Origin of the sequence: Vibrio sp. vnigr-6D03, assembly GCF_002835515.1 — a bacterium.
In the GTDB taxonomy this organism is placed as follows: domain Bacteria; phylum Pseudomonadota; class Gammaproteobacteria; order Enterobacterales; family Vibrionaceae; genus Vibrio; species Vibrio penaeicida.
The window spans coordinates 1-25,833 of record NZ_PIZL01000061.1; the positions used below are offsets into that span (position 1 = coordinate 1).

At 45.2% G+C, this 25,833-nt stretch carries 24 protein-coding genes, 1 tRNA gene and 1 rRNA gene; 16 read left to right on the plus strand and 10 right to left on the minus strand.

Translation table 11 applies throughout. The features are described from left to right. The first annotated feature begins 156 nt into the window (after nucleotides 1-156). Both rrf and CW749_RS27310 read left to right on the plus strand, forming a co-directional pair. Nucleotides 157-272: ribosomal RNA gene (gene rrf / locus CW749_RS27305) — 5S ribosomal RNA — on the plus strand. 44 nt (nucleotides 273-316) lie between these two features. After that, nucleotides 317-393: transfer RNA gene (locus CW749_RS27310), tRNA-Asp, on the plus strand. A 488-nt stretch (nucleotides 394-881) separates the two neighbouring features. On the opposite strand, the gene CW749_RS27315 is transcribed toward CW749_RS27310, so the two are convergent. From CW749_RS27315 to hemC, 4 genes are read right to left on the minus strand one after another with little or no spacing between them, the layout of a single operon-like run. After that, nucleotides 882-2,066 (minus strand): heme biosynthesis HemY N-terminal domain-containing protein, encoded by a 1,185-nt coding sequence (locus CW749_RS27315; RefSeq protein ID WP_101115626.1) that lies wholly within the window; start codon nucleotides 2,064-2,066, stop codon nucleotides 882-884. Continuing rightward, a complete protein-coding gene (locus tag CW749_RS27320) occupies nucleotides 2,063-3,250 on the minus strand; it encodes a uroporphyrinogen-III C-methyltransferase (protein ID WP_101115627.1) in 1,188 nt (395 codons plus the stop codon). The genes CW749_RS27315 and CW749_RS27320 overlap by 4 nt, the downstream gene beginning before the upstream one ends. Before the next feature lie 14 nt (nucleotides 3,251-3,264). After that, entirely contained in the window at nucleotides 3,265-3,996 is a 732-nt protein-coding gene (locus CW749_RS27325) for a uroporphyrinogen-III synthase (protein ID WP_101115628.1), read from the minus strand. Nucleotides 3,997-4,005: 9 nt separating this feature from the next. Continuing rightward, nucleotides 4,006-4,944 (minus strand): hydroxymethylbilane synthase, encoded by a 939-nt coding sequence (gene hemC, locus CW749_RS27330; protein ID WP_101115629.1) that lies wholly within the window; start codon nucleotides 4,942-4,944, stop codon nucleotides 4,006-4,008. Nucleotides 4,945-5,295: 351 nt separating this feature from the next. Here hemC and CW749_RS27335 point away from each other — a divergent pair, with 351 nt between their 5' ends. Continuing rightward, on the plus strand, nucleotides 5,296-7,824 hold the full coding sequence (locus CW749_RS27335; RefSeq protein WP_101115630.1) for a class I adenylate cyclase: 2,529 nt from the start codon (nucleotides 5,296-5,298) through the stop codon (nucleotides 7,822-7,824). Between the two features lie 70 nt (nucleotides 7,825-7,894). Here CW749_RS27335 and cyaY read toward each other — a convergent pair whose 3' ends face one another. Beyond that, nucleotides 7,895-8,209: an iron donor protein CyaY gene (cyaY, locus tag CW749_RS27340; protein WP_101115631.1), complete on the minus strand. Its 315-nt coding sequence runs from the start codon at nucleotides 8,207-8,209 to the stop codon at nucleotides 7,895-7,897. Between cyaY and CW749_RS27345 the strand changes: the two genes are divergently transcribed. From CW749_RS27345 to CW749_RS27375, 7 genes are all read left to right on the plus strand, one after another. Then, nucleotides 8,189-8,401 (plus strand): lipoprotein, encoded by a 213-nt coding sequence (locus CW749_RS27345; RefSeq protein ID WP_101115632.1) that lies wholly within the window; start codon nucleotides 8,189-8,191, stop codon nucleotides 8,399-8,401. The two genes, cyaY and CW749_RS27345, sit on opposite strands and share 21 nt — an antisense overlap. Before the next feature lie 26 nt (nucleotides 8,402-8,427). Then, complete coding sequence (gene lysA, locus CW749_RS27350; RefSeq protein WP_101115633.1) at nucleotides 8,428-9,681, plus strand: diaminopimelate decarboxylase; 1,254 nt, start codon at nucleotides 8,428-8,430, stop codon at nucleotides 9,679-9,681. Nucleotides 9,682-9,691: 10 nt separating this feature from the next. Further along, nucleotides 9,692-10,522, plus strand: coding sequence for a diaminopimelate epimerase (gene dapF / locus CW749_RS27355; RefSeq protein ID WP_101115634.1), 831 nt, complete (start codon nucleotides 9,692-9,694; stop codon nucleotides 10,520-10,522). Between the two features lie 36 nt (nucleotides 10,523-10,558). Then, nucleotides 10,559-11,263, plus strand: a complete 705-nt coding sequence (locus CW749_RS27360; RefSeq protein ID WP_101115635.1) for a DUF484 family protein — start codon at nucleotides 10,559-10,561, stop codon at nucleotides 11,261-11,263. Further along, complete coding sequence (gene xerC, locus CW749_RS27365) at nucleotides 11,238-12,173, plus strand: tyrosine recombinase XerC (protein WP_101115636.1); 936 nt, start codon at nucleotides 11,238-11,240, stop codon at nucleotides 12,171-12,173. The genes CW749_RS27360 and xerC overlap by 26 nt, the downstream gene beginning before the upstream one ends. Then, nucleotides 12,173-12,886, plus strand: coding sequence for a 5-amino-6-(5-phospho-D-ribitylamino)uracil phosphatase YigB (gene yigB, locus CW749_RS27370; RefSeq protein WP_101115637.1), 714 nt, complete (start codon nucleotides 12,173-12,175; stop codon nucleotides 12,884-12,886). The genes xerC and yigB overlap by 1 nt, the downstream gene beginning before the upstream one ends. A gap of 217 nt (nucleotides 12,887-13,103) precedes the next feature. Beyond that, nucleotides 13,104-15,632: an EAL domain-containing protein gene (locus tag CW749_RS27375; protein WP_101115638.1), complete on the plus strand. Its 2,529-nt coding sequence runs from the start codon at nucleotides 13,104-13,106 to the stop codon at nucleotides 15,630-15,632. Here CW749_RS27375 and CW749_RS27380 read toward each other — a convergent pair. The 3 genes from CW749_RS27380 to CW749_RS27390 are packed head-to-tail and all read right to left on the minus strand — an operon-like array spanning nucleotide 15,629 to nucleotide 19,206. Continuing rightward, on the minus strand, nucleotides 15,629-17,038 hold the full coding sequence (locus CW749_RS27380) for a coniferyl aldehyde dehydrogenase (protein ID WP_101115639.1): 1,410 nt from the start codon (nucleotides 17,036-17,038) through the stop codon (nucleotides 15,629-15,631). The genes CW749_RS27375 and CW749_RS27380 overlap by 4 nt on opposite strands. Continuing rightward, a complete protein-coding gene (locus tag CW749_RS27385; RefSeq protein ID WP_180958509.1) occupies nucleotides 17,028-17,645 on the minus strand; it encodes a DTW domain-containing protein in 618 nt (205 codons plus the stop codon). Before CW749_RS27385 ends, CW749_RS27380 begins: the two co-directional genes overlap by 11 nt. A gap of 22 nt (nucleotides 17,646-17,667) precedes the next feature. Then, a complete protein-coding gene (locus CW749_RS27390) occupies nucleotides 17,668-19,206 on the minus strand; it encodes a hypothetical protein (RefSeq protein WP_101115641.1) in 1,539 nt (512 codons plus the stop codon). Nucleotides 19,207-19,250: 44 nt separating this feature from the next. Here CW749_RS27390 and CW749_RS27395 point away from each other — a divergent pair, with 44 nt between their 5' ends. Further along, nucleotides 19,251-19,703 carry an EVE domain-containing protein gene (locus tag CW749_RS27395; RefSeq protein WP_101115642.1) on the plus strand — a complete coding sequence of 151 codons (453 nt, stop codon included), beginning with the start codon at nucleotides 19,251-19,253 and terminating at the stop codon, nucleotides 19,701-19,703. Between the two features lie 4 nt (nucleotides 19,704-19,707). Here the strand turns inward: CW749_RS27395 and CW749_RS27400 are convergent, their stop codons facing one another. Both CW749_RS27400 and CW749_RS27405 read right to left on the minus strand, forming a co-directional pair. Continuing rightward, nucleotides 19,708-20,568, minus strand: coding sequence for a Cof-type HAD-IIB family hydrolase (locus CW749_RS27400; protein WP_101115643.1), 861 nt, complete (start codon nucleotides 20,566-20,568; stop codon nucleotides 19,708-19,710). Nucleotides 20,569-20,699: 131 nt separating this feature from the next. Continuing rightward, entirely contained in the window at nucleotides 20,700-21,698 is a 999-nt protein-coding gene (locus CW749_RS27405) for an alpha/beta fold hydrolase (protein ID WP_101115644.1), read from the minus strand. Nucleotides 21,699-21,776: 78 nt separating this feature from the next. On the opposite strand from CW749_RS27405, the gene rhtB reads away from it, so the two are divergent. The 5 genes from rhtB to CW749_RS27430 all read left to right on the plus strand — a co-directional run bounded on the left by rhtB (nucleotide 21,777) and on the right by CW749_RS27430 (nucleotide 25,794). Continuing rightward, entirely contained in the window at nucleotides 21,777-22,394 is a 618-nt protein-coding gene (gene rhtB / locus CW749_RS27410) for a homoserine/homoserine lactone efflux protein (protein WP_101115645.1), read from the plus strand. A 102-nt stretch (nucleotides 22,395-22,496) separates the two neighbouring features. Next, nucleotides 22,497-23,756 (plus strand): EAL domain-containing protein, encoded by a 1,260-nt coding sequence (locus CW749_RS27415; RefSeq protein WP_101115646.1) that lies wholly within the window; start codon nucleotides 22,497-22,499, stop codon nucleotides 23,754-23,756. Between the two features lie 129 nt (nucleotides 23,757-23,885). Next, nucleotides 23,886-24,218: a metalloregulator ArsR/SmtB family transcription factor gene (locus CW749_RS27420; protein WP_101115647.1), complete on the plus strand. Its 333-nt coding sequence runs from the start codon at nucleotides 23,886-23,888 to the stop codon at nucleotides 24,216-24,218. Between the two features lie 58 nt (nucleotides 24,219-24,276). Beyond that, nucleotides 24,277-25,278: an ArsJ-associated glyceraldehyde-3-phosphate dehydrogenase gene (locus tag CW749_RS27425; protein WP_101115648.1), complete on the plus strand. Its 1,002-nt coding sequence runs from the start codon at nucleotides 24,277-24,279 to the stop codon at nucleotides 25,276-25,278. Between the two features lie 12 nt (nucleotides 25,279-25,290). After that, nucleotides 25,291-25,794: a cyclin-dependent kinase inhibitor 3 family protein gene (locus CW749_RS27430; protein ID WP_101115649.1), complete on the plus strand. Its 504-nt coding sequence runs from the start codon at nucleotides 25,291-25,293 to the stop codon at nucleotides 25,792-25,794. Nucleotides 25,795-25,833: the final 39 nt, after the last annotated feature.

Consider the following 25,833-nt stretch of genomic DNA (forward strand, 5'->3'; position numbering starts at 1 on the left):
GCGTGAGGCTTAACCATACAACACCCAAGGGGTTTTGCACTGAGATTGTTCCAGACAATCATCAGCACTTCCTACATCCATGTAGGTCGTGGACTCAAAGCAAGAACAGATTGAATGTGTAAGAACTAGAAACAGCTTTCCGAATTAAAGAATTTGCTTGGCGACCATAGCGTTGTGGACCCACCTGACTCCATGCCGAACTCAGAAGTGAAACGCAATAGCGCCGATGGTAGTGTGGGGTTTCCCCATGTGAGAGTAGGACATCGCCAGGCTTTAAATTTGAACATCTGCTTATGATAAGCGGGTATTCCACTGCGGAGTGGTAGTTCAGTTGGTTAGAATACCGGCCTGTCACGCCGGGGGTCGCGGGTTCGAGTCCCGTCCACTCCGCCATTTATTTGAAAAACCTCAGCAGAAATGTTGAGGTTTTTTGCGTTTAAGGAAGGTGTATTCGACCTACAGTCGAACGAGCCCCGCTCGTGTGCGACCCCAGCCACTCCGCCATTTATTTAAGAAGCCTCAGTAGAAATGTTGAGGTTTTTTGTATTTAGGAAAATATATTCGACCTACGGTCGAACGAGTCCCGGTCGTGTGCGAACCTTGCCATTCACCTCTATTCAAAAGCACTCACGAGCAATATTAAGATTTTCTTCGTTTGAAGGGGTTTATTCGACCTGTGGACGAATGTATTGTAACTACTGGTTGTCTCTGGCTCTTAATGATAAAGAGCGTTCGTAGAGCGTGTTGTTGGATTAGCTGAATTTGATAGTGGAAGGAGTAGGGTTTGGGCTCGAAAATGAGAGGGCGGATAGAACGATAGTTAGAAAAAACAAAGCCAGCGACTTATCGCTGGCTTTAAGGATACGAATCAGATATGTAGATTAAGACTTATTGTCTATCAACGAAAGTGCCTTACGAGAGACGTCTCCAGCCGCTTGCGTTAGTTGCTGCTTCTCTAAGACGTCTGCCAGATAAGCGTAATCTGAAATGTCTTGTCGTAATTTCAGTGCTTGCTCGAAGTGATGCTGTGCCTCAGACCAGTTTTCCTGACGCATCAGTAATTGAGCAAGTGTGCTGTGGACAATAGCGCTTTCACCATCCTTTTGCAGTGCTCCTTGAAGAAGAACAACTGCGGGGTGTAGGTCTGGTAAGTTCATTTCAGAGATAAGTGAATAGAGTTTGTCGTCTGGTTGCTTTTTCAATCTATCCCGTACGATGATATAGGCTTGTGAATCGGCTTTACGTTCGATCAGTTGCTCTAATAGGCAATGGACAAGCGTTTCGTCTTGGCGAGCCTTTTTGGGTAACCCATTCCAATAAGCAAGTAAGCCTTCGCTGCCTTTTTGTTGGGCAACGTCGGCAAGTAACCCGCATTGTGCTTTCAACATCAAAGAGTCGTGTTCTATTGGGTCAATGAGCTTGGCTTTCTTTAGTTGTGGCAATAGATCAATGGTGTTCTGCCACAGTGCCAGTTCTTCATAAACGGTTTTAAGAAGCTCTACCACAATGGGATTGCCAGTGTAGCGATCGCGCAGTGAATGCAGGGTATCTAAAGCCAACTCATACTGAGAGTCTCTTACCAACTGCTTCGCTCTTGTCAGCTCTACAGCGAGATCTGAGTTTTCTTGTTTTGAAGCTAAGCCTAAGTAGTGGTCGCGTTTACTCTTGTCACCAAGCCCTTGCGCGGCTTCTGAAGCAACGAGATAACAAAGCATTGGCATGTCATGATGATTTGCCCAGCGGGTGACTTTTTTCTCGGCTCCTTTCCAATCACCTTCTAAAAGCATAATGATGCCTTCATTTGTATAGCGACGAGCTCGTTTCATCTTGCGTACGCTAAACCAATTCCAAGTTGCGCTGCTGGTATAAAGGAGTTTCTTAATGAGGTACTCCAAACCAAATAGCGCAGCAAGAATGCCAATGATAAAAATCACCAGGGTAGTCACACTCATTTCTATTGTTTTGTCGGCAATAGAAATTAAGACATACCCTTGCTGTCCAGAAAACTGAGTACCGGCGTAGAGGCCTATCCCTAGAATTACGAATAGAAAAATTGCACGAATCATTTAGCCTCCTCCGTAATAATGGTGGTCATCTCTCGGCGCAAGCGCTCTGAAATAACGTCAGAAAGGAGTTCCTGTGTTTCCAATTTTACTGGGTAATTTACTTGGATGTTTTGTTTGCCCAAAGCGGCTATACGTTGGTTAAATTTCTGAACAGCGGGATCATCCAAATTAAAGAATTGCGTTGACCATTCATGAGCGACTTTAAGTGCCGTGGAGAAAACTTCTCCTTGTTCTGTGTATACACCTTTCATCGCCGTTTCTAGCTTCGCCTTAATATTTTCACGCAAGTAGAAATGCTGTTCAGGTGACAGAAGGGGGATAACATTGCCATCTCGAGTACGGAAGGTAATGAATTGCTCAGAAAACTCGCCTAAGGATGTCTTTAAGTTTTGCTGCCAGTCATTGATATCGGTTGAAACTTCGTGTTGCTCAACTACTGGCGCTTCAGGAAGAATGGCATTAGCGAGAGGTAAACCATCGACTTGAAGTTGCAAACTAGTTAATGCAATGACCAAGCCGTCTCGGTCGATTAATGGCAGTGCTCGTAAATTGGTGATGTCATTTGCCATTGCTCTTCTTAAAGGAACCAAGCTAGGGTCATTAAGCGCCGCAATGCGCTGGTCAGCACTTTCCATCAGTTTGGTTGCGCTAACAATATCGTGTTCTAAGAACAATTTTCTACCCGCCAGTTTCACCAAATAATCGGATTCGGCTAACAGCCAATCATTTGGACGACGTCCTTTTACATCGGCTAAGGCGAGTTGAAGGCTTTCGATGCTGTTTTGCTGCTGCTCAAGCTCTACTTTGGTACGGTTAACCGTGTCACGGTTGAGAGCGGCTGTTTCGCCTTTAACGGAATCTAACTCTTGAGCTAGGTTCGTTTGGGTTGCTTTAAATTGCGCTTTTAGCTTAGCTATTTCTTGTTCTTGTTGCTGTGTCTTTTGCTGAATAAGGTAGGTAAGACCACCTCCAAATATAAGCGAAAGAATGATCGCAATCGTACCAAGCTTGACGCCTCTTTTACCCTGTTTTTCTTCAAACTTAACAGGCTCATGTTCTTTGACTTGAGGTTTGTCGGCTTCTTTGTTTTGTGAAGGTTCAGTTACCGTTTCCGTCGGTTCTGCTGTCTCTTCTTTTGTTTCTTCAGGTTCAATGTGCTCGTTGTTGTTTTTTTTGCTTACCATGCTCTTGTCCTGTTTTATTTCTTGCTAACTGCATTCAGCAAGTCCGAATTTGCTGCGCTGCCTGTATTCACGATATTTTGGTATCCCAGCTCTCTGGCGAGAATAGCTATCCGTTGGCTTGGCACTAAAAGGCTTAAAGTATGTAGCCAATCTTTTTGAATTTTCGACATTGATTGCTCTAGGTAGCTGAGTTGTTCGCTACTCGTGAGAATCAAAGTATCAACATTGCGGCTACGCCAATATTGAATAGAATCTTCCGAATTAAAAGGAATTGGGTGTCGTTGATAAACTTCTGCATATTCGACACTCGCATTCTTATTCGACAGCGATTCAAAAATCAACTCTCTGCCACTGTTCCCTCTCAAAATCACTATAGAAAGCTGAGAAACGTTTTGTAATTGAGGCAATTGCAGAAAGTGTTCACTATCGCTGATTGTCGGATAGTGTACTTTTTGTTGGGTCACTTTGCCTAATTTGTATGCGGTTTTTTGACCAATGGCAAGGTATGACACGCTCGCTGGCCACTTGGCTTGCTGTTCTTTGAGTATTTTTTGAGTGTAATGAACGGCGTGTTGGCTGACGGCGATAACAATATCGGCGTTGTGAAGCTTACTAGGTAGTGATTGGATATCGTCAGAAGATTGGAATTGAATGAGTGGATGATGTATGGCATCAGTGTGCTGCGCTTGTATCGCTTCACACAACTCGATGCCATCTTGTCCCGGCCGGGTGACTAATACCGCCATAAAGCCGACTTATTCATGATCCTGATATAGGCGCTCCAGAATATCTTTTGCACCTTGGTCAAGAAGTTGATTCGCTAGGGTGACACCCAGCTCATGCGCTTTAACGACGGGACCTTTAATCTCCCCGCGCACGACTTTGGAACCATCGGGTTCACCAACAAGTGCTCTCAGCCAGATCTCATCACCATTGATAAGAGAGTAGCTACCAATTGGTACCTGACACCCACCTTCGAGAGTCAAGTTCATTGCACGCTCTGCAGCAACTCTATTCGCCGTTTCCGGATGATTCAAAGGCTCCAATAACTTAATGAGGTGTTCGTCGTCTAGTCGGCACTCGATACCCACAGCTCCCTGCCCAACCGCCGGAAGTGATTGTTCTGGTTCAATGACACTGCGTATGCGCTCTTCCAATTTTAGACGCTTTAACCCCGCCGCTGCGAGAATGATTGCATCGTATTCTCCCGCATCCAGCTTGCCTAATCGAGTTCCGACATTACCGCGAAGCTCTTTGATATGGAGGTCTGGTCTGTATTCTTTCAACTGACATTGACGGCGCAAACTGCAAGTTCCAACGACAGCGCCTTGCGGTAGGTCGTCAATGGAAGCGAATGTGTTGGATACGAAAGCATCACGTGGATCTTCTCGTTCGCAAATTGTTACCAGCCCCAAGCCTTCAGGAAAATCTACTGGGACGTCTTTCATCGAGTGAACAGCGAGGTCGGCACGACCTTCTAGCATCGCCACTTCGAGCTCTTTGACGAATAACCCTTTACCACCCACCTTTGCAAGAGGGGTGTCCAAGATAATGTCTCCCTTGGTAACCATGGTTACCAACTCAACGTCTAAACCTGGGTGTGCCGCTTGCAAAGAATCTTTGACGAAATGTGCCTGCCAAAGGGCAAGTGGACTTTTTCTCGTTGCAATGCGAATGGGAGCTCTTTCGGACATAATGTTTCCATATAGGTCAATCGGATGCGCTAATCCTACCACTGTGCTTAGTAAAGTATTACTGTTTCGTCACACCTATAGTCTGTGTGGCTATCGATCTCGATATTAAGAAAAATATATGTGATCGGGATCTCAAATGTTCTTAGGTCTATTATTACTATATGGTAGAAGGGATGACACTTAATGCGGCAGGGCAATATGTAGGAAAAGGAAGAAAGCAGGAGTTCAGGATATACGCTTATTCTTTACCCTTGAACATTAAAGTGTTAAATTGATCACGTTTTTGTGGCGATTGTGAATGCACTTTGAACAAAAACATCAATTTAACTTACATATCAAGGAATCACCCCCTTGCAGGCATTTACCGAAACTCTTGTTCACAGATTGGATTTGTTGAATCAGCAGCGTATTGATCGAGCATTGGCTCTGATGGATACGCAAAGTCAACGCGTATTCCATTTACTGCCTGCTCTCCTTCACTTCAATCATCCGTCCATTCCTGGTTATCTCGAAAGTCACGTTCCCTATGGCATTTTGGGCTTCTCATTAAATCAAACACAGCAGCAGTTTGTTGATGATACGGAGCTGACGCTAGGCGAATCGTTGAAAACATCAAACGATCCTGGAATTCTAGCGCTCTATACCATGGGCAGTACCTCCTCTATCGGACAGAGTACATCCAGTGATTTGGATGTCTGGGTGTGTGTATCGCCATCGATGCCCAAACACGACAGAGATAATTTGACCAATAAGTGTTTATTGATCACTGATTGGGCAAAAAACTTAGGCGTAGAAGCCAACTTTTTTCTGATGGATGAAGAGCGTTTTCGAAGCAATCGCTCGGAAGAGATGACAGGGGACAACTGTGGTTCCTCGCAACACTTGTTGTTGCTTGATGAGTTTTACCGTTCTGCCGTAAGGCTGGCTGGACAAAGATTACTTTGGCAAGTTGTGCCTCCAGAAATGGAGGAAGCGTATGATGATTACGTTGAGAAGCTCGTCAAAAATGGTGAGATAGATCGTAATGAGTGGATTGATTTTGGTCAGCTCGATCGCATTCCTGCTGAAGAATATTTTGGCTCCAATTTGTGGCAGTTATACAAAAGTATCGATTCGCCGTATAAATCGGTTTTAAAAGCGATTCTTCTGGAAGCCTATTCTTGGGAATACCCAGCAACTCGCCTCCTTTGTATTGATTCTAAGCGGCGATTCTTTTCTCATGAGCCCGATCTCTACGGAATGGACGCGTATTATCTGATGCTTGAGAAAGTCACGCGCTATTTAGAGCGAGTGAATGATCAACGTCGTTTAGATTTGGTTCGTCGCTGTTTTTATTTAAAAACTCACGAAAAGCTATCACGTGAACCCGGAGTAGGATCGGTCGCATGGCGACGAGAAGCTCTAGGCGACATGGTGAAGCGTTGGCAGTGGTCAGACAGTGTGGTTGAAGAGCTGGATGATCGCCGCAATTGGAAAGTCGAGCAAGTGAAAGTGGTTCACCACGAATTGCTGGATGCGCTGATGCTGAGCTATCGCAACTTAATTCAGTTTGCGCGTCGAAATGACATTACTTCAGCCATCAGTCCGCAAGACATCAGCATACTTGCGCGTAAGCTTTACGCTGCTTTTGAGGTGTTACCTGGCAAGGTTACCTTACTCAATCCTCAGATTTCTCCTGATTTGCACGAATCTGATTTGAGTTTTATTCAAGTATCACCGGGTCGAACAAATAAACAGGGTTGGTATCTTTATAAACAGCCTTTAGATCCAAGCGCCATCATTGGTCAAAAATACCTAGAACATAATGAATACCTGAGTAAGTTGGTCGCGTGGTCTTTCTTTAATGGCTTGATTACCGAGTCGACACGTTTGCACTCCGTAGTGCGAGAAGCGGAATTGGATATCGACAAGTTTTACCAAATGGTGAGTGACTTGCGTAACACGTTCTCGCTGCACAAACGTCGTCCTACAATGGAAGCGCTAGGTAGCCCCTGTGAAATTAGTCAGCTCGCCATGTTCATCAATTTTGAAAACGACCCTACTGTTGAATTGAAGGGTAAATCGCTCAAAGTTGACTTGAAAGATATTGATATCTTTAGTTTTGGAGAAGAGCACCGAAGCTTAGTCGGCAGTGTAGACTTGGTGTATCGCAACTCATGGCATGAAGTTCGAACATTACATTTCACGGGTGAAACGGCGATATTGGATGCTTTAAAAACCGTCCTAGGCAAAATGCACCAAGATGCGTTGCCTCCAGAATCGGTCGACGTATTTTGTTATAGCAAAAATTTGCGGGGTGTTATGCGTAACATGGTGTACCAGCTTTTGGCTGAGTGCATTGAATTACGTTTGAAGCCTGTAGAGCAAGAGAAACGTCGTCGCTTTAAAGCTATTCGAATTGGCGAACAAATGTATGGGTTGTTTTTTGAGCGCCGTGGTGTTTCAGTTCAGAAGCTTGAAAATTCTGTTGATTTTTACAGCAGTATTTCGACCAATAAACTGAAAGGTTCGCCGTTGATGATGCTCGACAAAGAGCAGGATTATCAGATGCCAGATGTCGTCGATAGTTTTGCCAGCGAGGGCTTGATTCAGTTTTTCTTCGAAGACACTGTTAAAGGTTTTAATATCTATGTGTTGGATGAAGCGAACCGAGTGGAAGTTTATCACCAGTTTAGCGGTGACAAAGACGAGATGATCAGTAACGTTAACCGCTTCTATACGTCAAATCAGGATGAACTCGAAATTAGCGCCAAGTTTATCAACTTTAACTTGCCTCAGTATTATCAAATCATCAATCCTGAAGATGGTGACCCTTACGTTGTGCCTTATCGCAGCGACTCTTCACCACAGAATCGTTCGAATAATGCAGTGAATGCATGAAAGAATGAGTTTCCCCAGATCTTAAAAAGGAGCGCTTAGCGCTCCTTTTTTGCATTGCTCGTATTTGGGTTTATACCCAATCTATCGATTCTTGTGCGTGCTTTTCACACTCTTCTTTTACCATGGCGATCAGCTCAATACCTGTCTTCGAGCAAATCCATTCACTACCTTGTAATTTGAAGTGGAAACCACCCGATTTTGAAGCAAGCCAAATCTCGTGCATAGGCTCTTGTCGGTTAATGATTATCTGAGAGCGGTTTTCAAATTCTAGGGTCATGACGTTACCCGACGTTTCATAATCGATGTCCGCGCCTGAATCATCTATGGCTTCTTCGATAGTTTGCAGCTGCTCATCCACTAATTGATGAAATTCAGTATCGTTCATCTCTTATATCCTATTGCTTTTCCTGAGTGTGGTGCGATTATAGGGGGCATTGAATTATTTATCACGAATTGCAGCATGAAAAAGTCAATCACGGCACTTTTAATGTTTGTGGTACTCGGTATCGCCGGGTGTGGACAGACTGGAGCGCTTTACTTACCAAGTGACTCCGAGCAAAACGAACAAACGCAATAGCAATAAAAGAATACAGGGATACAACATTGGATTACTTTAATTATCAGGATGATGGTCAGCTTTGGGCTGAGGACGTCTCATTAACTGAACTGGCGAATCAATATGGAACGCCATTATACGTATACTCACGTGCAACGTTGGAACGCCATTGGAACGCGTTTGATAAATCAGTGGGCGATCATCCCCACCTAGTGTGTTATGCCGTGAAAGCAAACTCCAACTTAGGTGTGCTGAACGTATTGGCCAGACTGGGTTCTGGTTTTGATATTGTATCTCGTGGCGAACTAGAGCGTGTTATCGCAGCTGGTGGTGATCCTGCCAAAATTGTTTTTTCTGGTGTGGGTAAAACCGCGGACGAAATGCGACGTGCGCTGCAACTGAATATCAAATGTTTCAATGTCGAGTCAGAACCAGAGCTAGAGCTACTCAATAAGGTAGCGAAAGAGCTGGGTGTTGTGGCACCAATCTCATTGCGAATTAATCCCGATGTAGACGCTAATACTCACCCATACATTTCTACAGGTTTGCTAGAAAACAAATTTGGTATCGCCTTCGATCAAGCGTTGCGCGTTTACAAGTTTGCTCAAACGCTAGATAGCCTAGATATCCAAGGTATTGATTGTCATATCGGTTCCCAGCTAACGGATATCGAACCTTTTATCGACGCAGTCGATCGTTTGCTTGGCTTGATTGATCAGCTAAAAGCAGAAGGAATAGAAGTTAAGCACCTTGATGTAGGTGGTGGCTTAGGCGTGGTATACAAAGATGAATTACCACCAGAGCCTTCTGATTACGCCAAAGCATTGTTAGGCAGGCTAACGAACCACTCTGACTTGGAGCTGATTTTCGAGCCGGGTCGTGCGATTGCAGCAAATACTGGTGTATTGCTGACGCAGGTTGAATTCCTAAAACATACCGAACACAAAAACTTTGCGATTATTGATGCTGCAATGAACGACTTGATCCGCCCTGCGCTGTATCAAGCATGGCAAGACATTGTGCCAGTTGTACCGCGTGAAGGTGAGGCAACCAACTACGATTTGGTAGGCCCGATATGTGAGACTGGTGACTTCTTAGGTAAAGACCGAGCTTTGGTTCTGGAGCAAGGTGACTTGCTTGCAGTTCGCAGTGCAGGCGCTTACGCATTCGTGATGTCTTCTAACTACAACACACGTGCACGAGCAGCGGAAGTTATGGTTGATGGCAAACAAAGCCACTTAGTTCGTCAACGTGAAGAGTTGAGCAGCTTGTGGGAACTGGAACAAGTGTTACCGGAGTAATGTAAAACACATGCACTTTCATTTTTCTAAAATGCACGGATTGGGTAACGACTTCATGGTTGTGGATTGCATTACCCAAAATGTGTTTTTCTCTCCGGATTTGATCCGCCGATTGGCGGATCGTTATACCGGAATTGGGTTCGATCAGCTGCTGGTGGTTGAAGCGCCTTACGATCCAGAAACCGACTTCCATTACCGTATTTTCAATGCGGATGGTAGCGAAGTGGAGCAATGTGGTAATGGCGCGCGTTGTTTTGCTCGTTTTGTCAGAATGAAAGGCTTAACCAATAAACACGCGATATGCGTCAGCACCAAGAAAGGCAAAATGGTGCTCAATATTGAAGATGGCGATCAGGTTACAGTCAATATGGGCGAACCTGTTTTTGAACCTTCTAAAATTCCATTTAAAGCCAAGCAAAAAGAGAAAACCTACATTCTGCGTGCTGATGACCAAACCCTATTTTGTGGTGCCGTAAGTATGGGTAATCCCCATGTGGTTACAGTCGTTGATGATATATCCACGGCAGATGTCGATAATTTAGGGCCTCTTCTGGAATCACATGAACGCTTCCCTGAGCGTGTAAATGCTGGATTTATGCAGGTTGTATCCCGCAATGAAGTCAATTTGCGAGTGTACGAACGCGGAGCAGGGGAAACTCAGGCTTGCGGAAGTGGTGCTTGTGGGGCTGTTGCCGTTGGTATTGTGCAGGGCTTACTTGACGAAGAAGTCACCGTACATTTACCTGGAGGCGATTTAAAAATTCGCTGGCAGGGACCTGGCAAGCCACTGTATATGACCGGACCTGCAACCCACGTGTTTGACGGTCAATTAAGCTGTTAGGGTCTACAGAGCCCAATGTTCTAAAAAGGAAACGTTTTGTCTTATCCAGAAGCGGATGCACTCACGGCTGAAATTGTTGCCGAATATCTGCAAGATACCCCTGATTTTTTCCAGCACCGTTCTGAGCTGGTTGGTCGCTTATCGATTCCACACCAACAACAAGGTGCGGTTTCATTGGTCGAAGTTCAGTTGAATCGCCATCGTCAACGCATTGAAGAATTGGAAGAAGAAATCACTCAGCTTATGTCACTTGCGGCAAACAATGATCGCACGTTTCATGAGTTTATGGATTTGCAGCAACAGGTGCTTAATTGCGACAACTTGACTCAAGTTGCGCATTGCATTGAGCAAAAATCCAAAGAGCTAGGCTTGAAGGGCTGGATGAAAATCTTTGAATGCCCAGACAAGAATCATCATTTGGAACAAGAGCAATACCAGCGTTTTGCTACGAATCACTTTAATGGGAAAGACGCCTTTTTGGGGCGCATGAAGCAGACGGATCGTGCATTGCTGTTTTCCGATGATTCTGTCCCAGAGCTCGGTTCATTTGCAGTCTTGCCTATAATCAGAAAGAAGCCGTTGGGAATCATTGCCTTTTCCAGTGACGACGGCGGTCATTTTCAACCGAACATGGACACCTTATTTTTACGTCATTTGACGCTGGTGGTCAGCCATTTGGTAGAAAACCTTTCATGGCAGTCTGATGAGAAAACCCATGTCCAACGCACCTCTTCCAAGTGATATTCAAAAGCCTCTCGATCGTTTCTTTGAATTTTTAAGAAGCGAACGAGGGCTTAGCCTCCACACTCAGCGTAATTACAAACTTCAACTTCATAGCATGGCTGAACATCTTGTTTCTTTGGGGCTAAATAATTGGTCTCAAGTTGATGCCGCCTGGGTTCGCCAGCTAGCCAGCAAAGGCATGCGAGATGGCATGAAAGCCAGCAGTATCGCAACTCGATTATCCTCACTCCGTTCGTTCTTTGATTTCTTGATACTACGGGGTGAGATGCAAGCAAACCCTGCCAAGGGAGTGTCCGCTCCACGTAAACAGCGCCCATTGCCGAAGAACTTAGATGTGGATGAAGTTGGCCAGCTACTCGAAGTGGATGAGAACGATCCACTGTCGGTGCGTGACCGCGCTATGATGGAGCTGATGTATGGTGCCGGTTTGCGTTTAGCCGAATTGGTGAGTATCGATGTTAAACATATATCGATGTCCAAAGGGGAGCTACGCGTTGTCGGTAAAGGTGACAAAGAACGAAAAGTGCCTTTTTCTGGTATGGCGAAAGAGTGGGTAAAAAACTGGCTCAAAATGCGAGGAGAACTGGCATCCTCCGATGAACCCGCGCTCTTTGTATCGAAACTGGGCGTGCGGATTTCTCATCGAAACGTGCAAAAGCGGATGGCGGAGTGGGGACAAAAGCAATCTGTTGCGAGTCATATCAGCCCACACAAACTCAGACACTCTTTTGCCACTCATATGCTGGAATCCAGTGGTAATTTACGTGCGGTGCAAGAGCTGCTTGGGCACGAGAACATCTCTACCACTCAAATATATACTCACCTTGATTTTCAGCACTTGGCAACGGCTTATGATAAGGCACACCCAAGGGCACGTAAGAAAGACTCGAGCAATAAGGACGACTGATGCGTGTTTACCGTAGTATTCCCACTATTAAAGCCATGACATTTGATTTGGACGATACGCTCTACGACAACAGACCAGTCATACTGAGGTTGGAATCAGAAGTCTATCAATGGATTGCACACCATTACCCTAAATGTCAATTGATAACCAAAGACGACTGGCTGACGTTTAAGTATCTTGCCAGAGTCAACAATCCAAATTTGGCTAGTGATGTGACGTTGCTTCGCCGAGCGCAGTTAGCGTTGGGTTTGGCACATGTTGGATATGACGAAGCGGATATCCCCGACATCATCGATCAAATCATGGAACAGGTGCTTTATTGGCGGCATCAGATAGACATTCCAGACGAAACACACCAAGTCCTAAGTCAGCTATCCAAACGTATGCCTTTGGTCGCGATTACCAATGGCAACGTTTACCCTGAAAGAATTGGGTTAGATCAGTATTTTTCACAGGTACTGAAAGCGGGACCCGACGGCGAAGCAAAACCGCATCGTGAGATGTTCGATAAAGCGGTATCGTTTTTAGGTTTGAAGCCCAGTGAAATATTGCATGTAGGTGATCATCCCGTGAGTGATGTTTTGGGTGCAAAAGAAAATGGATTTGTCGCATGTTGGTTCAATGATCAGGCGTGTAACACCATCACCTCAAAGAAAATGCGAGTTCTCCCCGATATTGAAGTGACCCAATTGAGCTACTTACTCAACATATAGTGGTATTACTTGCATAGATAGATTGTAAGTGCACACTTACGCTAGAGTTATTGTTTTGTTGTGCTTGCCTTTCACCTGGTCGCAAAAAAATTGGAGCATTATCACTAAAAACTGAAATATTATTAGCTAATTGATAAAAAGTTGATCCGATGCGTGTTTTCTAGAGGAATGCTAACGTTATAGTGGCAAAAATCACGTTCTGTTAATAATTTGTAATATGCAATGTCATTCGATTTTGGCTCAAGATCTCAGTCAGCTACAGGCTGAGGTATTAAGCTACTCGCCAGACCCAAACGCAAACCATCTAATACAAATCTTTTCTACGCAATCCCCTGAGCTTGTTGTTGAATATAGCCGAGTGATGAAACAGCGTTTTCCACACAGTACTATTCTGGGTCAAAGCACCAGTCATTGCATTAAAGATGGAAGTATTATTAATCTCGGCACATTGGTTGTGATCACCGAGCTAGCCGAAACACGTTTGACATCTTGTCTGGTGCAGTACACCGGAAATGCTCAGCAAGATGGTGAAGAGCTTATCGAGCATTTGAATGTAAGCGAAGAGACCAAAGCAGTCATCTGCTTTGCAGAGCAAGTTAATGATCAAGACACCCTACTTTTTGGCTCTCAAGATTATGAGGTGTTTGGTGCATTTAATGAACTGACATTTGAGTTGCCTGTTGCAGGTGGCTTGTCGCAGCCTAATTTGTTTGGGCGTTGGGTGTTATGGAACGACCAAATTCATCGACAAGCATGCGTTGCTGTTGCCCTTCATAATCCTAAGCTTCAAGTTTGGCGTGGCTGTTACGCTGAATGGAATCCAATTGGTCGAAAGTTTCGAGTGTCTTCTGCCAAGAACGGCGCACTTTACGAATTGGATGGTATTCCTGTTCAGCAAATCTATGACCGATATCTAGCCGATGGCAACCCTGTTCCTTTCGAACAGCTTTACGATTTCCCATTAATGAAAGGCGAAGCGAGTCAGCAAAAAGTGCAAATGCCTGTTCGACAGCTGGATGATGGGGCAATTGAGTTTGATACTCAGTGGCGTGTAGGAGATGAAGTTCGATTCTGCTACAACCACCCTTCGCTTACCGAAGAACAGGTTCGAGTAGGTGCACGCCAGCTCGACGTGAATAAACCAGAAAGCCTGTTTATCTACAACTGTTCATCGAGACTGGAATTCGTGGATGGGTTCGATGAAATCAGCCCATTTGCGTCGATTGCAAAAGTCAGTGGCGTGTATTGTTTGGGTGAGTTGTACCGCGATGTTAACCATCAAACCATTATGCATCATAGTTTGACGTATTTAGCCATGCGTGAACATGAAGTTGCAACGCAAAAAGACACCATCCAGCAAGATCGCTTTCAACATCAAATGTCGCCTTTGTTTTCCTTGATACGTAATGCCATCGCCGATGTCGATGATATGCAGGAAAATATGGAGCACGAATTACTGGTGCAAGCACATCGGCTAACAGAAAGTTACCGCCACGATAGACGAACGGGTTTACCCAATCGCTCTGTATTGAAAGAACGATTGGCGTCGATCAAAACAAATGAACACCTTCTAACGATAAAACTCGCCAACTTTAGCCAAGTGAATGAAAAATATGGATATAAGGTAGGTGACCAGCTACTCGGTGATCTGAGTCAATACTTCAAAGAACAACTTTGGCAACGATTTGGTGGAGACTCTGAACTGTACAGTATAGGGGTAGGCGAATGGGCTGCGGTTTTTTCATCACACCATACTGGGCTGTATATTCGCCACTTATTTACCGAGCTGGTGGACGAGATAGAACATGTGAATTTTGAACCTTTTGGTTTACCTGAATTGGATTGTTTATCGGTTTCGATATGTGGAGGTTTGGTCAGTCGCCGTGATTTTCCGCAAGCAAGAGTCGAAGAGCTTTTGATTAAATCGATTGAAGCTCGTCGCCATGGTATGAAAAACAATCGACACATGTGTAACGCAAAGTTACTTGAGAAAGAAGAAGAAAACCGACAAGAACAATTGAATTGGCTATCGTCGGTGAGTCGAGCGGTATTGAATCATAAGGTCGTTGTCTATTCTCAACCCATATTTGCCGCCCATAGCCACAAGAAAGTATCTGAAGAGTGTTTGGTTCGCATTCAAGAAGGCAACCAAATCATTCCCCCGGGGAAATTTCTCCCTATTATTGAGGGGACGCACATATACACCCGACTCAGCCGGCAAATGCTAACGAGTGTTTTTGAGTTGATGTCTCATCGTGAAGAGTCGTTCTCCATCAATCTGTCTCCACAGGATTTGATGAGTGACAAAACTCTGTATTTGCTTGAAAGCGCTTTGCAGAAAATGGTGAATCCAGCACGAGTTGGGATAGAGGTTTTAGAAACCGAACAAATCAAAGACTACAGCCGAATGAGAGAAGTGTGTAACCACTTCAAGCAGCTCGGCGCAAAGATTGTTGTTGATGATTTTGGCTCCGGTTATTCAAATATTGATGAAATCATCAAACTCGAACCCGATACCATAAAATTGGATGGCAGTATCATTCGAAACATTGATAAAGACCGAAGGCAGCGTCAAATCGCCATGCAGCTAGTCCAGCTTTGCCATGTGTTTGAAGCCAAAACAGTTGCGGAGTTCGTGCACAACGAGCAGGTCTGCCGCGTGGCGGAAGACCTAGGGGTCGATTACTTGCAAGGGTTTTATTTGGCCGAGCCTTCCCCTTTGTTATCCAAAGCTAAGGTTTGTTAGCGAAGAAGCCACTTACGCACTAGCTGGTGGATGCTGCGAAACGGTGGGTGAATCATTCGAGTTGGGTACAGTTTTTTTCGAGCCACGACAGTGCGTTGGTTGCTGAACGTCAGGAACCCTTCTTTTCCGTGATAGCTGCCCATTCCTGATGTCCCGACGCCGCCAAACGGTGCATCTTCTGCCACAACTTGCAATATAGTGTCGTTCACACACGCACCACCTGATTGTGTTTTTTCCAACACTTTACTGACGCTGTTTTTATCGTGGGAAAAGACATAAAGCGCCAACGGTTTTGGTCTTTGATTCACGTATTGAATGGCGTCATCAAGGGATTTATACGCCACAATTGGCAAGACTGGGCCGAAGATCTCGTTTTGCATCAATTGGCTGTCTTCCGGTGCGTCCATCACTAACTGAGTGACCATTTTACGTTGATTACTGTCTACCGAGTATTTGTTGGCGGGTTCAATCCATGCTCCACCTTGCTCTGCTTCGTCGAGCCATGATTGCAATCGGTCGAAATGCGCTTGGCTGATGATGCTGGTGTAGCTTTCGCAATTCACACCAGAGGGGTACAGGTAACCAAAGTGATGTTTATAAGCAAAAACAAATTCTTTCGCCTTACCTTCTGGAATCATAACGTAATCGGGTGACACGCAAATCTGCCCAGAGTTGAGCGTTTTTCCATAGACCAATCGCTCAACCGCGTCGTTCATGTCCATGTCTGGAGCGACAATAACGGGACTTTTTCCGCCTAACTCTAAGGTGACTGGTGTTAAGTTTGATGCTGCGGACTGCATGACTTTTCGTCCTACTTCTGTGGATCCAGTGAACAGTAGGTGGTCAAAGGGCAAGGAAGAAAATTGCGCAGCGATGGTGGCATCCCCTTCCACGATGTGAACGAGCTCCGACGAAAACACACTTTTAAGCAGCTTAATCAAGACTTGGTTGGTTCTGGGAGTAAACTCGCTCACTTTTATCATGACTCGATTGCCCGCCGCCAACGCAGTAATCAATGGACCTATCGACATAAACACAGGAAAGTTCCATGGCGCAATCACCCCGATGACGCCTAAAGGCTGGGGGTGAACTCGGACGCTAGACAAAGCCAGCACTAATCCTGTTTTACGCCTTTCTGGCTTCATCCAGCTTTTTAGATGCTTCAGCGAATATTTAATTTGCTGAATACACGGGAGTATATCGGTGAGCAGCGTTTCATAGTGATGCTTTGCACCAAAATCTTTTGCTGCCGCTTCGCAGAGCGCGTCTTGATGATGAAGAAGCGCTTCTTTTAGTGCTGTGAGTCGTTGTTTTCGTTCACTCAAACTCGGATGCTTTTCACCTTCAAACGCCAATTTTTGTCGGTGAAATTGTGCAATCAACGGGTTGCTTTGATTATTGGTCATGATTGCTTCCTTTCCATTGATGCCCACTTTTGTCGGCTTGATAGACATTTAGATAATGTTCAAAAAACTGTTGTAGCTGCTCACTACTATTGTTGTTAGGCAGTGTGGTGCGGTGAGATAGAGATAATAAATGGATACCCACCTCCAGTGTGCAAAAATGCCCTGAAGTTTGATTTCTGCGAAGGGAATAACACGAATCTCCAGACATTTGAATATGCCAGTGAGGCAGCGCCTTAAGCCAATCGCTCCGGTTATACATTTTTTGTGCTTCCTGCCATGTGCCATCCAATACAATAAACACGATGCGCTTTGAACTTTCCTGAATAGCGGTCGGCGTTAACAACCGGCTGCTGTCATTAGGAAACAGTAAAATGGGTTGATGGTTTGGGTTTTCCAAAATAGCCGTCAACTCGGTTGGAATGCTTGTACGGCTCCACTCAAATACTTGGCATTGTGCCAATGATTTACGCAGCCATTGACCTGTGTTGGTTTCACGTCGAGTTTCATTCGGGTGTGTCAGAAGCACCAAATCCCAATCTGCTACCAGGCTAGGTAGGCTGTCGCACACACAGTTAAATGTGAGACCGCAACCGCGACAGCTTTCCATGATTTGCTTCCTTACCGCCATGCTACATTTGCACTCCGCTTTGCGGCGCTTTTCCGTCAGCAAAAAGGGTGACAACGGATTGAGAAGAAGACCAAAGCTCCGGAGCACTGCTCGGGTTTATTGGGTAACTGATGCCATCGAAAGACAGCGTATGTGTGCTGGAACCTTGTGCGTTTTTAACGTTCATCTCTAGATCATGCCAACCAAGCTTGTTGTGTTGGCTGACTTTGAAGGGCGCTTGTACTTGAGTCATTCTTGAATGAAAGCGCCAAAGACTGCCTTTTTCTTCAAAAATTAAAAGAGTGCAACCGGCGTTATTACACCAATCAAGATAAGTGAGTAATTCTGGTTTTCCATCTTGATTGAGATCGTACTTAAGCCAGTGGTAGCGCGTGTTGGCAGGGTCGGTTTTATGAAGCGTGAAATACTGACGAAGCGCCTGATCGACATCGGCATCAAATTCAGAAGAAGATGAGATCGTGGCTTTTTTAAGCGGAGGGTTAGGGGGATTGTCGGGCGCTGTCAATTCACTGGTGTATGACTGACTGTCGGCAAACAGTTCCAATCCATTCCCTTGAATGGGGTAAACCACACCATTCACTTTTTCTTTCACCGCTTTTAGGCTCGAACCTGAGCGTGTATAAATGCGCTCGGAAAGCAGAGGTTGGTTTTGGTAGTGTGTCATCGTCACTTTGATTTGGTCAGGATTGAGCTGCTGCCAGTATCCTTTCTCTTGTGTGCTCGGATCGCCATTGCTGTAGTGGTAATGCGTATTGGCGCTGTGATCAGAGTTGAGCTCCAATTGCACTGAAAACCCTTGGCTCTTTGTACTGGTAGCGCGATAGCTTCCAAGCCAGTCGTGACTAGAGTCACCATTAGAAAGTGCCCCACAGCCTAGATATTGGCTGTTTTTGGTCTTTAATGTTGCAGACCAACTGAATACGTCCCCACTGCTGGTATCAACACAATGTGCTCGAGTGAATACGAGATTACCGTTATCGAACTGGTAGGTGCGTTTCAGTGGCGAAATTTCTGTTTTTCTGACCGTATAGGATTGGTTTTCTTTACCTAATACAGCCAGTTGGATTTGGTCTTGCTCAAATGTGGCTTTCCAGAAAGGTTCGCTACCTGCGGCATAGGTGGAGTGTAAGGGTGATGCACAACGCAACGGAGATTGTGCACTAACGTGATTAATGCCCGTTACGACGAAGCGCGCTGCAAAATCGGCAGCAAAGCCATCTTGAGGTGGCGGGGCTAAGTAGCCAATCACTTCGCCATAAAGCGGTTGATATGGACGCTCCACTAACCCCTGAATACGTTGGAATGCTTCTGGTGTAATATCCAGCCAGTATTGCTGTTTTCCGCCACATGGGGCTATGGTTCGGGTTTCATGCCCTAATACGACTTCACCATGCAACATAAACGTTTGTGGCACGATTTCAGGCTGATCAATAGTGACAGGAGTAGGTTTTTCAGGCTCGATTTCTGGCACGTTTGTTTGTGCACAGCCCTGTAATATCAGCACGCTACCGATGAAAGTCGAAAAAATCAGGGATTTCATTAAAATTAACCTCAAGCCAGCCTTCGAATTATGTGAGAGATATTATGTCATATTGGTTATTTAAAACTGAACCAGATGAGTTTTCTATCGATACTCTACGGGTGAAAAATGTATCGTGTTGGGAGGGAGTACGCAATTATCAAGCGCGTAACATGATGCGAGATGAGATAAAAGTCGGCGATTTGGTGTTTATCTACCATTCATCTTGCAAACATATTGGTGTAGCTGGAATTGCGAAAGTGACGAAAGAATCGTATCCCGACCATTTCCAGTTTGATGCAAAAAGCGACTACTTCGACCCCAAGTCTGATCCCGATAACCCACGCTGGGTTATGGTGGACATCGAATTTGTTCGTAAACTCGATAGGCTGATTCCACTGGCTAAGCTTAAGTCTTTGCCCGAGTTGAGTGAATTACCTTTGGTTAAAAGAGGAAATCGCCTATCCATTATGCCGGTGTCCGAGCAAGAGTGGCAGACGATTCTGGATCAGGAGTAGGGAGTTAACCTTTTCCTATCAAATGATTTTCTAGATAGTGTGCAACGGCATCGTTCGCGTTGCTGCCAATGATGTCGTTGTTTGGTAGGGCAAGCTTCACTTTTTCATGGGATGTTTCCATGACCAATCCTTTGCCCGCCATAGCCAACATTTCGACGTCGTTCATGCCATCACCAAAAGCAATACAGTTTTCAAGACCAAAGCCCAACTGCTTGGCAACGGCATCCAATGCTTCCCCTTTTGATACTCCAGCCGCCATGACTTCTAAGCACCACGGTGTCGAGAATGCGATATTCAGTTTGTCGCCAAATACATCATTCAACTGGCTTTCAAATTGAACCAAATGTTCATGATCAGGGTAGGTGAAAAACAATTTGGCTATTCCATCGGTTGGTGCGTTATTTACCTCAAAGCGTTGATACGTAAAGCCGGATTCTTCATGGAAGTTTTTGAGTTTTTCGTCTTCCCGATCCAATAACCACGATTCATTTTGATACAGGTGAATGATGATGTCTTTGTCTTCTTTTATGATATCGATGACAGGTTGCACCAACTCTGAAGGCACATTTTGGCTGTACACCAAGTTATCGTTGGTGTCGTGTACACGTGCGCCATTTGACGTAATCATGTAAGCAGGAATACCCACTTGGCTACGAATTCCTGCAACGTCGACGTGGTGCCTACCTGTTGCGAAAATGAAGTGAATACCTTGTTGATGTAGGGCGTTCAGCGTGGATTTACTGAATTCACTTAGCTGGTGGTTAGGCGCAAGGAGTGTACCGTCAAGGTCGGAAGCAACGATGCTGAAGTTGGAATGGTCAATGTCAGAGCCGTTAAGATTGGAATCGCTAGCAGTGGTCTTCATAGGGTGTGTAGGTACTCGACGTTGTTAATAAGGAAATTATCACCCTAGTCTAATTCAGTCTCATGACAAAAAAGAGGGTAATTCCGTATTTCCTCTTTTAGGAACCTATTCTTTTTGATTCAGCTAATTGATTACTCTTTCGATGTATTCCCATGAAAGAACTTGAGAATACTTTCAAGGGCAGCGTTGCGTATATGATCTCGTTCGAACAATAATTCATGCCTAGAATCGGGCAAGCTAACCATTTGTGTAACGCGTTTCTCTCGTTTTAGGTTTTGAATAAATTCTGATTGCGCTTGATTACTCACGATAATGTCATCGCCCGCTTGCAGCAACAGCAGTGGTGTTTTTATGTCGGCGGCTTTATCCACACAGGTTTGCGCGGCTGTCAGGCTCTGCCATACCCAGCGGCTACTTGGCCCACCGAGCTTGAGCTGTGGCATGGATTCATATAAATCTCGGAACCACGTATAGCGTGTTTTGCTAAACGTAAGAGGGTTGTTCTCGAAGGGTTTACTCCAATACGCCCCTTGACCCGGTGCAAAATTGGGTTTGTTTGAAAAAGTATCAATAAGCCCACTAAGAATCTTCGCAACTGGGCGCATGTACCAAGATAAGTTTACCCCAAACATGGGGGCACTCAGTGCTGTTGCAACAAACGGGTGATTGGCGTGGGTTTGCAAATATCGAGTGATGATTGCTCCCCCCATTGAATGTCCCAGTAGAAAGGATTGTTCGTAACGCGAGAAACCGAACTGTTCAACCATTAAAGCCATGTCGTCCACGTAATCGCCAAAGTCCATCACATGTCCTAATTCGGGGTTTTCGGTGAGCCTATCCGACAAACCTTGACCTTGATGATCGTAAGAGTAGATATCGTAACCTTGTTGGAATAAGTCGAAGAAGAGTTCTTGGTATTTCCACGTACTTTCAATGCGCCCGTTCACGACCATAATGGCTTTAGTGTGCTTAGGTGAAGTCAGAGATATCCAGTAAAGGCGGCGGCTATTGGTGCCCTGCGAGTAACCGTGTTGCCTTTGTTGCCAAAAAGGCGCAATCTGTTGGGCATAATATTGCGAAAAAGAGTCTTCCTGACTGAATGTGTAGTTGGAGGAGGCGAATTCGCTCATGGTTTTCTCTGTTAGATTGTCGACTATAGGTATATTGTACGCCGAAAGTGACGATTGAATGTAAAAAGGATTGCAGAAATGGATACCCAAGTTTTGTTGACCTATATCGCCACTGCTATCATTTTTAGTTTCGCACCGGGCTCAGGAACTGTGAACTCGATCAGCAATGGTATCAATTATGGGATACGCAAGTCGTTACCCGCGATCTTGGGTTTACAAATTGGGCTTACTTTTCATATTGTCTTAGTAGGAGCAGGGATAGGCGCCTTGGTTGCACAGTCTGCAATAGCATTTACTGTGATCAAGTGGGTTGGAGTGGTCTATCTAATTTTACTTGGTATGCAAAAGTGGCGAGAAACCACGAGCTTAACCGTTTCTACAGAGCCCAAACAAGTGTCGGGATGGCAATTGATGCGGAGTGCCACTTTTATCAATTTGACCAATCCGAAGTCGATTGTTTTCCTCGTAGCCCTGTTTCCACAGTTTATCGATCCGGCTCAAGATCAGATGACTCAGCTTATTGTGCTTGGCGTGACCACTGTTGTAATTGATATTTTTGTCATGATTTTTTACACCGGAATGGCTGCGCATTTAGGTCGGTTTATCCGATCAGAAAAGATGATGTCGAAAATGAACCGGATTTTTGGCTCTATGTTTATCGGTTGCGGTGCTTTGCTGGCGACGGCAAGAGCTTAACGCATTGGTGGATATTAACAATTTGGACTACCGATACGCATGGAAATACGGTATCTTCTCGGACCAGTGATACCTTTAGTTTGTGGTTTTGGGTAATTATCTATGTACACCTATGTTGCACGGCAACCTATTCTGAATAATAAATGCCAAACCATAGGCTATGAACTGCTGTTCAGAGACGGGGAGCACAACGCATTTCCCGTTCATGTCGACTCAAATCGAGCGACCTACCGCTTGATCGTCGAGAACTTCCTTTCTTTTGGAAGTAGTGCGACCTCTAAAGCTTCTCGCTACTTCATTAACTTCCCTCACGAAAGCTTGGTTCGAATGCTTCCAATGGCCTTGCCCAAAGAGCAAATCATTGTAGAAGTGCTAGAAACATGCCGCCCAACCGACGACTTGCTGCACGCGATCCGCTACCTACATCGCCATGGCTACGCCATTGCGTTGGACGATTTTGATTTGGGCGCAGAGTGGGAGCGATTTGTTCCTTACGCAAAAATCATCAAGATAGACCTGATGCAAGTGGGTATCGGGCAAGCGTGCGAATACGTTCGTCAAAAGATAGCCGCTGGGTCAAAATGTAAATTTTTAGCTGAGCGTGTTGAAACGTATCAGGAATTTGAAGCGGCTCGTGAGGCGGGTTTCGATTTTTTCCAAGGCTTTTTCTTCAGTAAGCCTGAAGTTATCCGTAATCGCGCAGTTAAACCTGAACAAATGCTTGCCCTTGAGCTCTTTCAAGAAGTTTGCCAAGCCGATGTCGACTACGATCGCGTCGAAATGTTGGTCACTCAAGATGTAACGCTCAGTTATCAATTATTGCGTTTTGTAAATGGAATGACGCCAAGGATTTCTGTGCCTATTTCCTCTTTTAGGCAGGCCTTGGTCTACCTAGGGCAGGATAAGCTTAAACAGTTTGTTTCCTTGGTTGTTGCTTCTTATGTTTCGAACAAGAAACCATTGGAATTGCATAAACTGTCGTTGCAGCGCGCGCGTTTCTGCCACTTAATGACTCGCTATCGCCCCTTTGATAGCCAACGTGATCAAGCATTCATCATTGGGTTGTTTTCATTGTTGGATTCCTTTCTCGACCATTCCATGGACAGCTTACTTGAGCAACTCCCATTATGTGCTGAAATCAACATTGCCTTGCTCCAGCGTGAAGGGCCTCTGGGTCAGCTGTTAACGCTTGAAGAACGCTTTGAAAATGCTGATTGGGATGGCGTGGAAAGTTTGTGCCAATCACTGCAGCTGAAAGTGGACGATGTCCGAAACGAACTTCACGAAGCCATGAACTGGAGTGAACACATGCAAGCAATGATTCTGACCAATATGAAGCCGCCCAAAGCCGTCGGTGGGTAATTGAGCTGATTGATTCACTGTCCTCTCCTTCCTGTTATATGACAATTCTATTAATTTGATCTTTCTCTCTTGACCTAAGTTCGTTATTTTTTAATATATATGGATATGCGAATATATTAAGAGATGGCTATGTTACCTCACCTGTTTTTCAAGATGCTGTCAGACGAAACACGTTTGAGATGCTTACTGCTGCTCGCCCGAGAAGGCAGCCTTTGTGTATGTGAACTAATGGATGCATTGGAAGAAAGCCAGCCAAAAATCTCACGCCACCTTGCGCAATTAAGACAATCCGGTGTGTTGTTGGATGAACGCCGAGGGCAATGGGTGTATTACCAAATCTCTTCAGAATTACCTGAATGGCTAAGCAATGTGATTGACGGTATTGCCACTTCAGAAAGTTTGAAAGTGCAGTATCAAGCCGATATAGAACGTTTGAATCGCGCTGACAGACCATGCCAGTAGCTCCCAATCACTTAAAGTTACTTGGGTATAACAGTTTCCCTAAATGGAAGATAAAACGATGACGATTAAAGTAGGAATTAACGGTTTTGGCAGAATTGGTCGCCTAGCATTGCGCGCGGCGTTTGACTGGTCCGAAATCGAATTTGTTCACATTAATGATGTGGCAGGAAATGCAGAAACCTTAGGCCACTTGCTGGAGTTTGATTCCGTTCAGGGGCGCTGGCACCACGAAGTGAGTGTCGATAATGGCGACATTGTTATCAATGATCAGCGAATCTCGACGTCACAAAATGCTTCCATTGCGGATACCGATTGGTCGGGCTGCGACGTGGTGATTGAAGCAACGGGCGTGCATCGCAAAACCTCTTTCCTGAACCAGTACTTAGATCAGGGTGTGAAGCGTGTTGTGGTATCAGCGCCAGTAAAAGAAGAAGGCATAGCGAACATCGTGGTGGGTGTGAACGACCATATCTTTGACCCTGCGACGCATAAAATTGTTACCGCAGCTTCTTGCACTACTAACTGCATTGCACCTGTTGTGAAAGTTATCCATGAGAAGCTTGGGATAGCACAAGCGTCTTTCACGACGATTCACGACTTAACCAACACTCAAACCATTTTAGATGCGCCCCATAAAGACCTTCGCCGCGCACGCGCATGTGGAATGAGCTTGATTCCAACTACAACGGGCAGCGCCACCGCGATTGTGGAAATTTTCCCAGAGCTAAAAGACAAGATTAACGGGCACGCGGTGCGCGTACCTTTAGCCAATGCCTCTTTAACCGACATCATTTTTGATGTGAAAAAGGACACCACTCCAGAAGAAGTGAACGCCTTGCTTAAAGAAGCATCTGAAGGCGAACTGAAGGGTATTCTTGGTTTCGAAGAACGTCCACTGGTATCAATCGATTATAAAGGCGACCAACGCTCTACCATTGTCGATGCGCTTTCAACCATGGTTGTGGGAACACGAATGGTGAAAATCTATGCGTGGTATGACAATGAAATGGGCTATGCGACTCGTACCGCTGAGCTGGTTCGTAATGTTGGTTTGGCATAGAGAGGAACAGACATGTCTCACCCTACTTGGAATTTAAATTTAGAAATCGGTGGTTTGGTTTTAACGCCTTGCCCAGGTACAAAAGGCGTTTCATTAGAGGATTCTCTGAAGCAGCTTCAATCTCAAGGTGTGCAAGCGATAGTCACTGCTTTGAGTGATGCCGAACTTGCCAGCAAAGACGTTGCAGAGCTTGGAGCATTAACCGAGCAATTGGGGATGAAGTGGTTTCAAATTGAAATTGAAGACGATTGCGCACCGAGCGAAGCGTTCGATATTAAATGGCAACATGCCAGCCCAGATTTACACGCCATTCTAGAAGAAGACGGTAACGTAGCTATGCACTGCATGGGAGGCTCTGGACGTACAGGTTTGTTCGCCGCTCACCTATTACTGGAACAAGGCTGGGCGTTGGATGACATCATCCGGGAAGTACAGGCACTTCGTCCGGGCGCGTTTACCAAACCCGTACAAGTTGACTACATTGAGCGTGTGGCATCCGACTATACATCGAAGTAAGGCGATCTCTCGAGAGCTAGATTGATCGTTTAAAAGCTT

Bases quoted from the DNA above. Each gene is read 5' to 3' on its own strand.
- CW749_RS27420 (WP_101115647.1), top strand. From the start codon at position 23,886: ATGTTACCTCACCTGTTTTTCAAGATGCTGTCAGACGAAACACGTTTG.
- CW749_RS27415 (WP_101115646.1), top strand. From the start codon at position 22,497: ATGTACACCTATGTTGCACGGCAACCTATTCTGAATAATAAATGCCAA.
- CW749_RS27395 (WP_101115642.1), top strand. From the start codon at position 19,251: ATGTCATATTGGTTATTTAAAACTGAACCAGATGAGTTTTCTATCGAT.
- CW749_RS27315 (WP_101115626.1), bottom strand. From the start codon at position 2,066: ATGATTCGTGCAATTTTTCTATTCGTAATTCTAGGGATAGGCCTCTAC.
- rhtB (WP_101115645.1), top strand. From the start codon at position 21,777: ATGGATACCCAAGTTTTGTTGACCTATATCGCCACTGCTATCATTTTT.
- hemC (WP_101115629.1), bottom strand. From the start codon at position 4,944: ATGTCCGAAAGAGCTCCCATTCGCATTGCAACGAGAAAAAGTCCACTT.
- CW749_RS27325 (WP_101115628.1), bottom strand. From the start codon at position 3,996: ATGGCGGTATTAGTCACCCGGCCGGGACAAGATGGCATCGAGTTGTGT.
- CW749_RS27390 (WP_101115641.1), bottom strand. From the start codon at position 19,206: ATGAAATCCCTGATTTTTTCGACTTTCATCGGTAGCGTGCTGATATTA.
- CW749_RS27320 (WP_101115627.1), bottom strand. From the start codon at position 3,250: ATGGTAAGCAAAAAAAACAACAACGAGCACATTGAACCTGAAGAAACA.
- CW749_RS27405 (WP_101115644.1), bottom strand. From the start codon at position 21,698: ATGAGCGAATTCGCCTCCTCCAACTACACATTCAGTCAGGAAGACTCT.
- xerC (WP_101115636.1), top strand. From the start codon at position 11,238: ATGTCCAACGCACCTCTTCCAAGTGATATTCAAAAGCCTCTCGATCGT.
- yigB (WP_101115637.1), top strand. From the start codon at position 12,173: ATGCGTGTTTACCGTAGTATTCCCACTATTAAAGCCATGACATTTGAT.
- cyaY (WP_101115631.1), bottom strand. From the start codon at position 8,209: ATGAACGATACTGAATTTCATCAATTAGTGGATGAGCAGCTGCAAACT.
- CW749_RS27425 (WP_101115648.1), top strand. From the start codon at position 24,277: ATGACGATTAAAGTAGGAATTAACGGTTTTGGCAGAATTGGTCGCCTA.
- CW749_RS27400 (WP_101115643.1), bottom strand. From the start codon at position 20,568: ATGAAGACCACTGCTAGCGATTCCAATCTTAACGGCTCTGACATTGAC.
- dapF (WP_101115634.1), top strand. From the start codon at position 9,692: ATGCACTTTCATTTTTCTAAAATGCACGGATTGGGTAACGACTTCATG.
- CW749_RS27375 (WP_101115638.1), top strand. From the start codon at position 13,104: ATGCAATGTCATTCGATTTTGGCTCAAGATCTCAGTCAGCTACAGGCT.
- CW749_RS27430 (WP_101115649.1), top strand. From the start codon at position 25,291: ATGTCTCACCCTACTTGGAATTTAAATTTAGAAATCGGTGGTTTGGTT.
- CW749_RS27345 (WP_101115632.1), top strand. From the start codon at position 8,189: ATGAAATTCAGTATCGTTCATCTCTTATATCCTATTGCTTTTCCTGAG.
- CW749_RS27380 (WP_101115639.1), bottom strand. From the start codon at position 17,038: ATGACCAATAATCAAAGCAACCCGTTGATTGCACAATTTCACCGACAA.
- CW749_RS27385 (WP_180958509.1), bottom strand. From the start codon at position 17,645: ATGGAAAGCTGTCGCGGTTGCGGTCTCACATTTAACTGTGTGTGCGAC.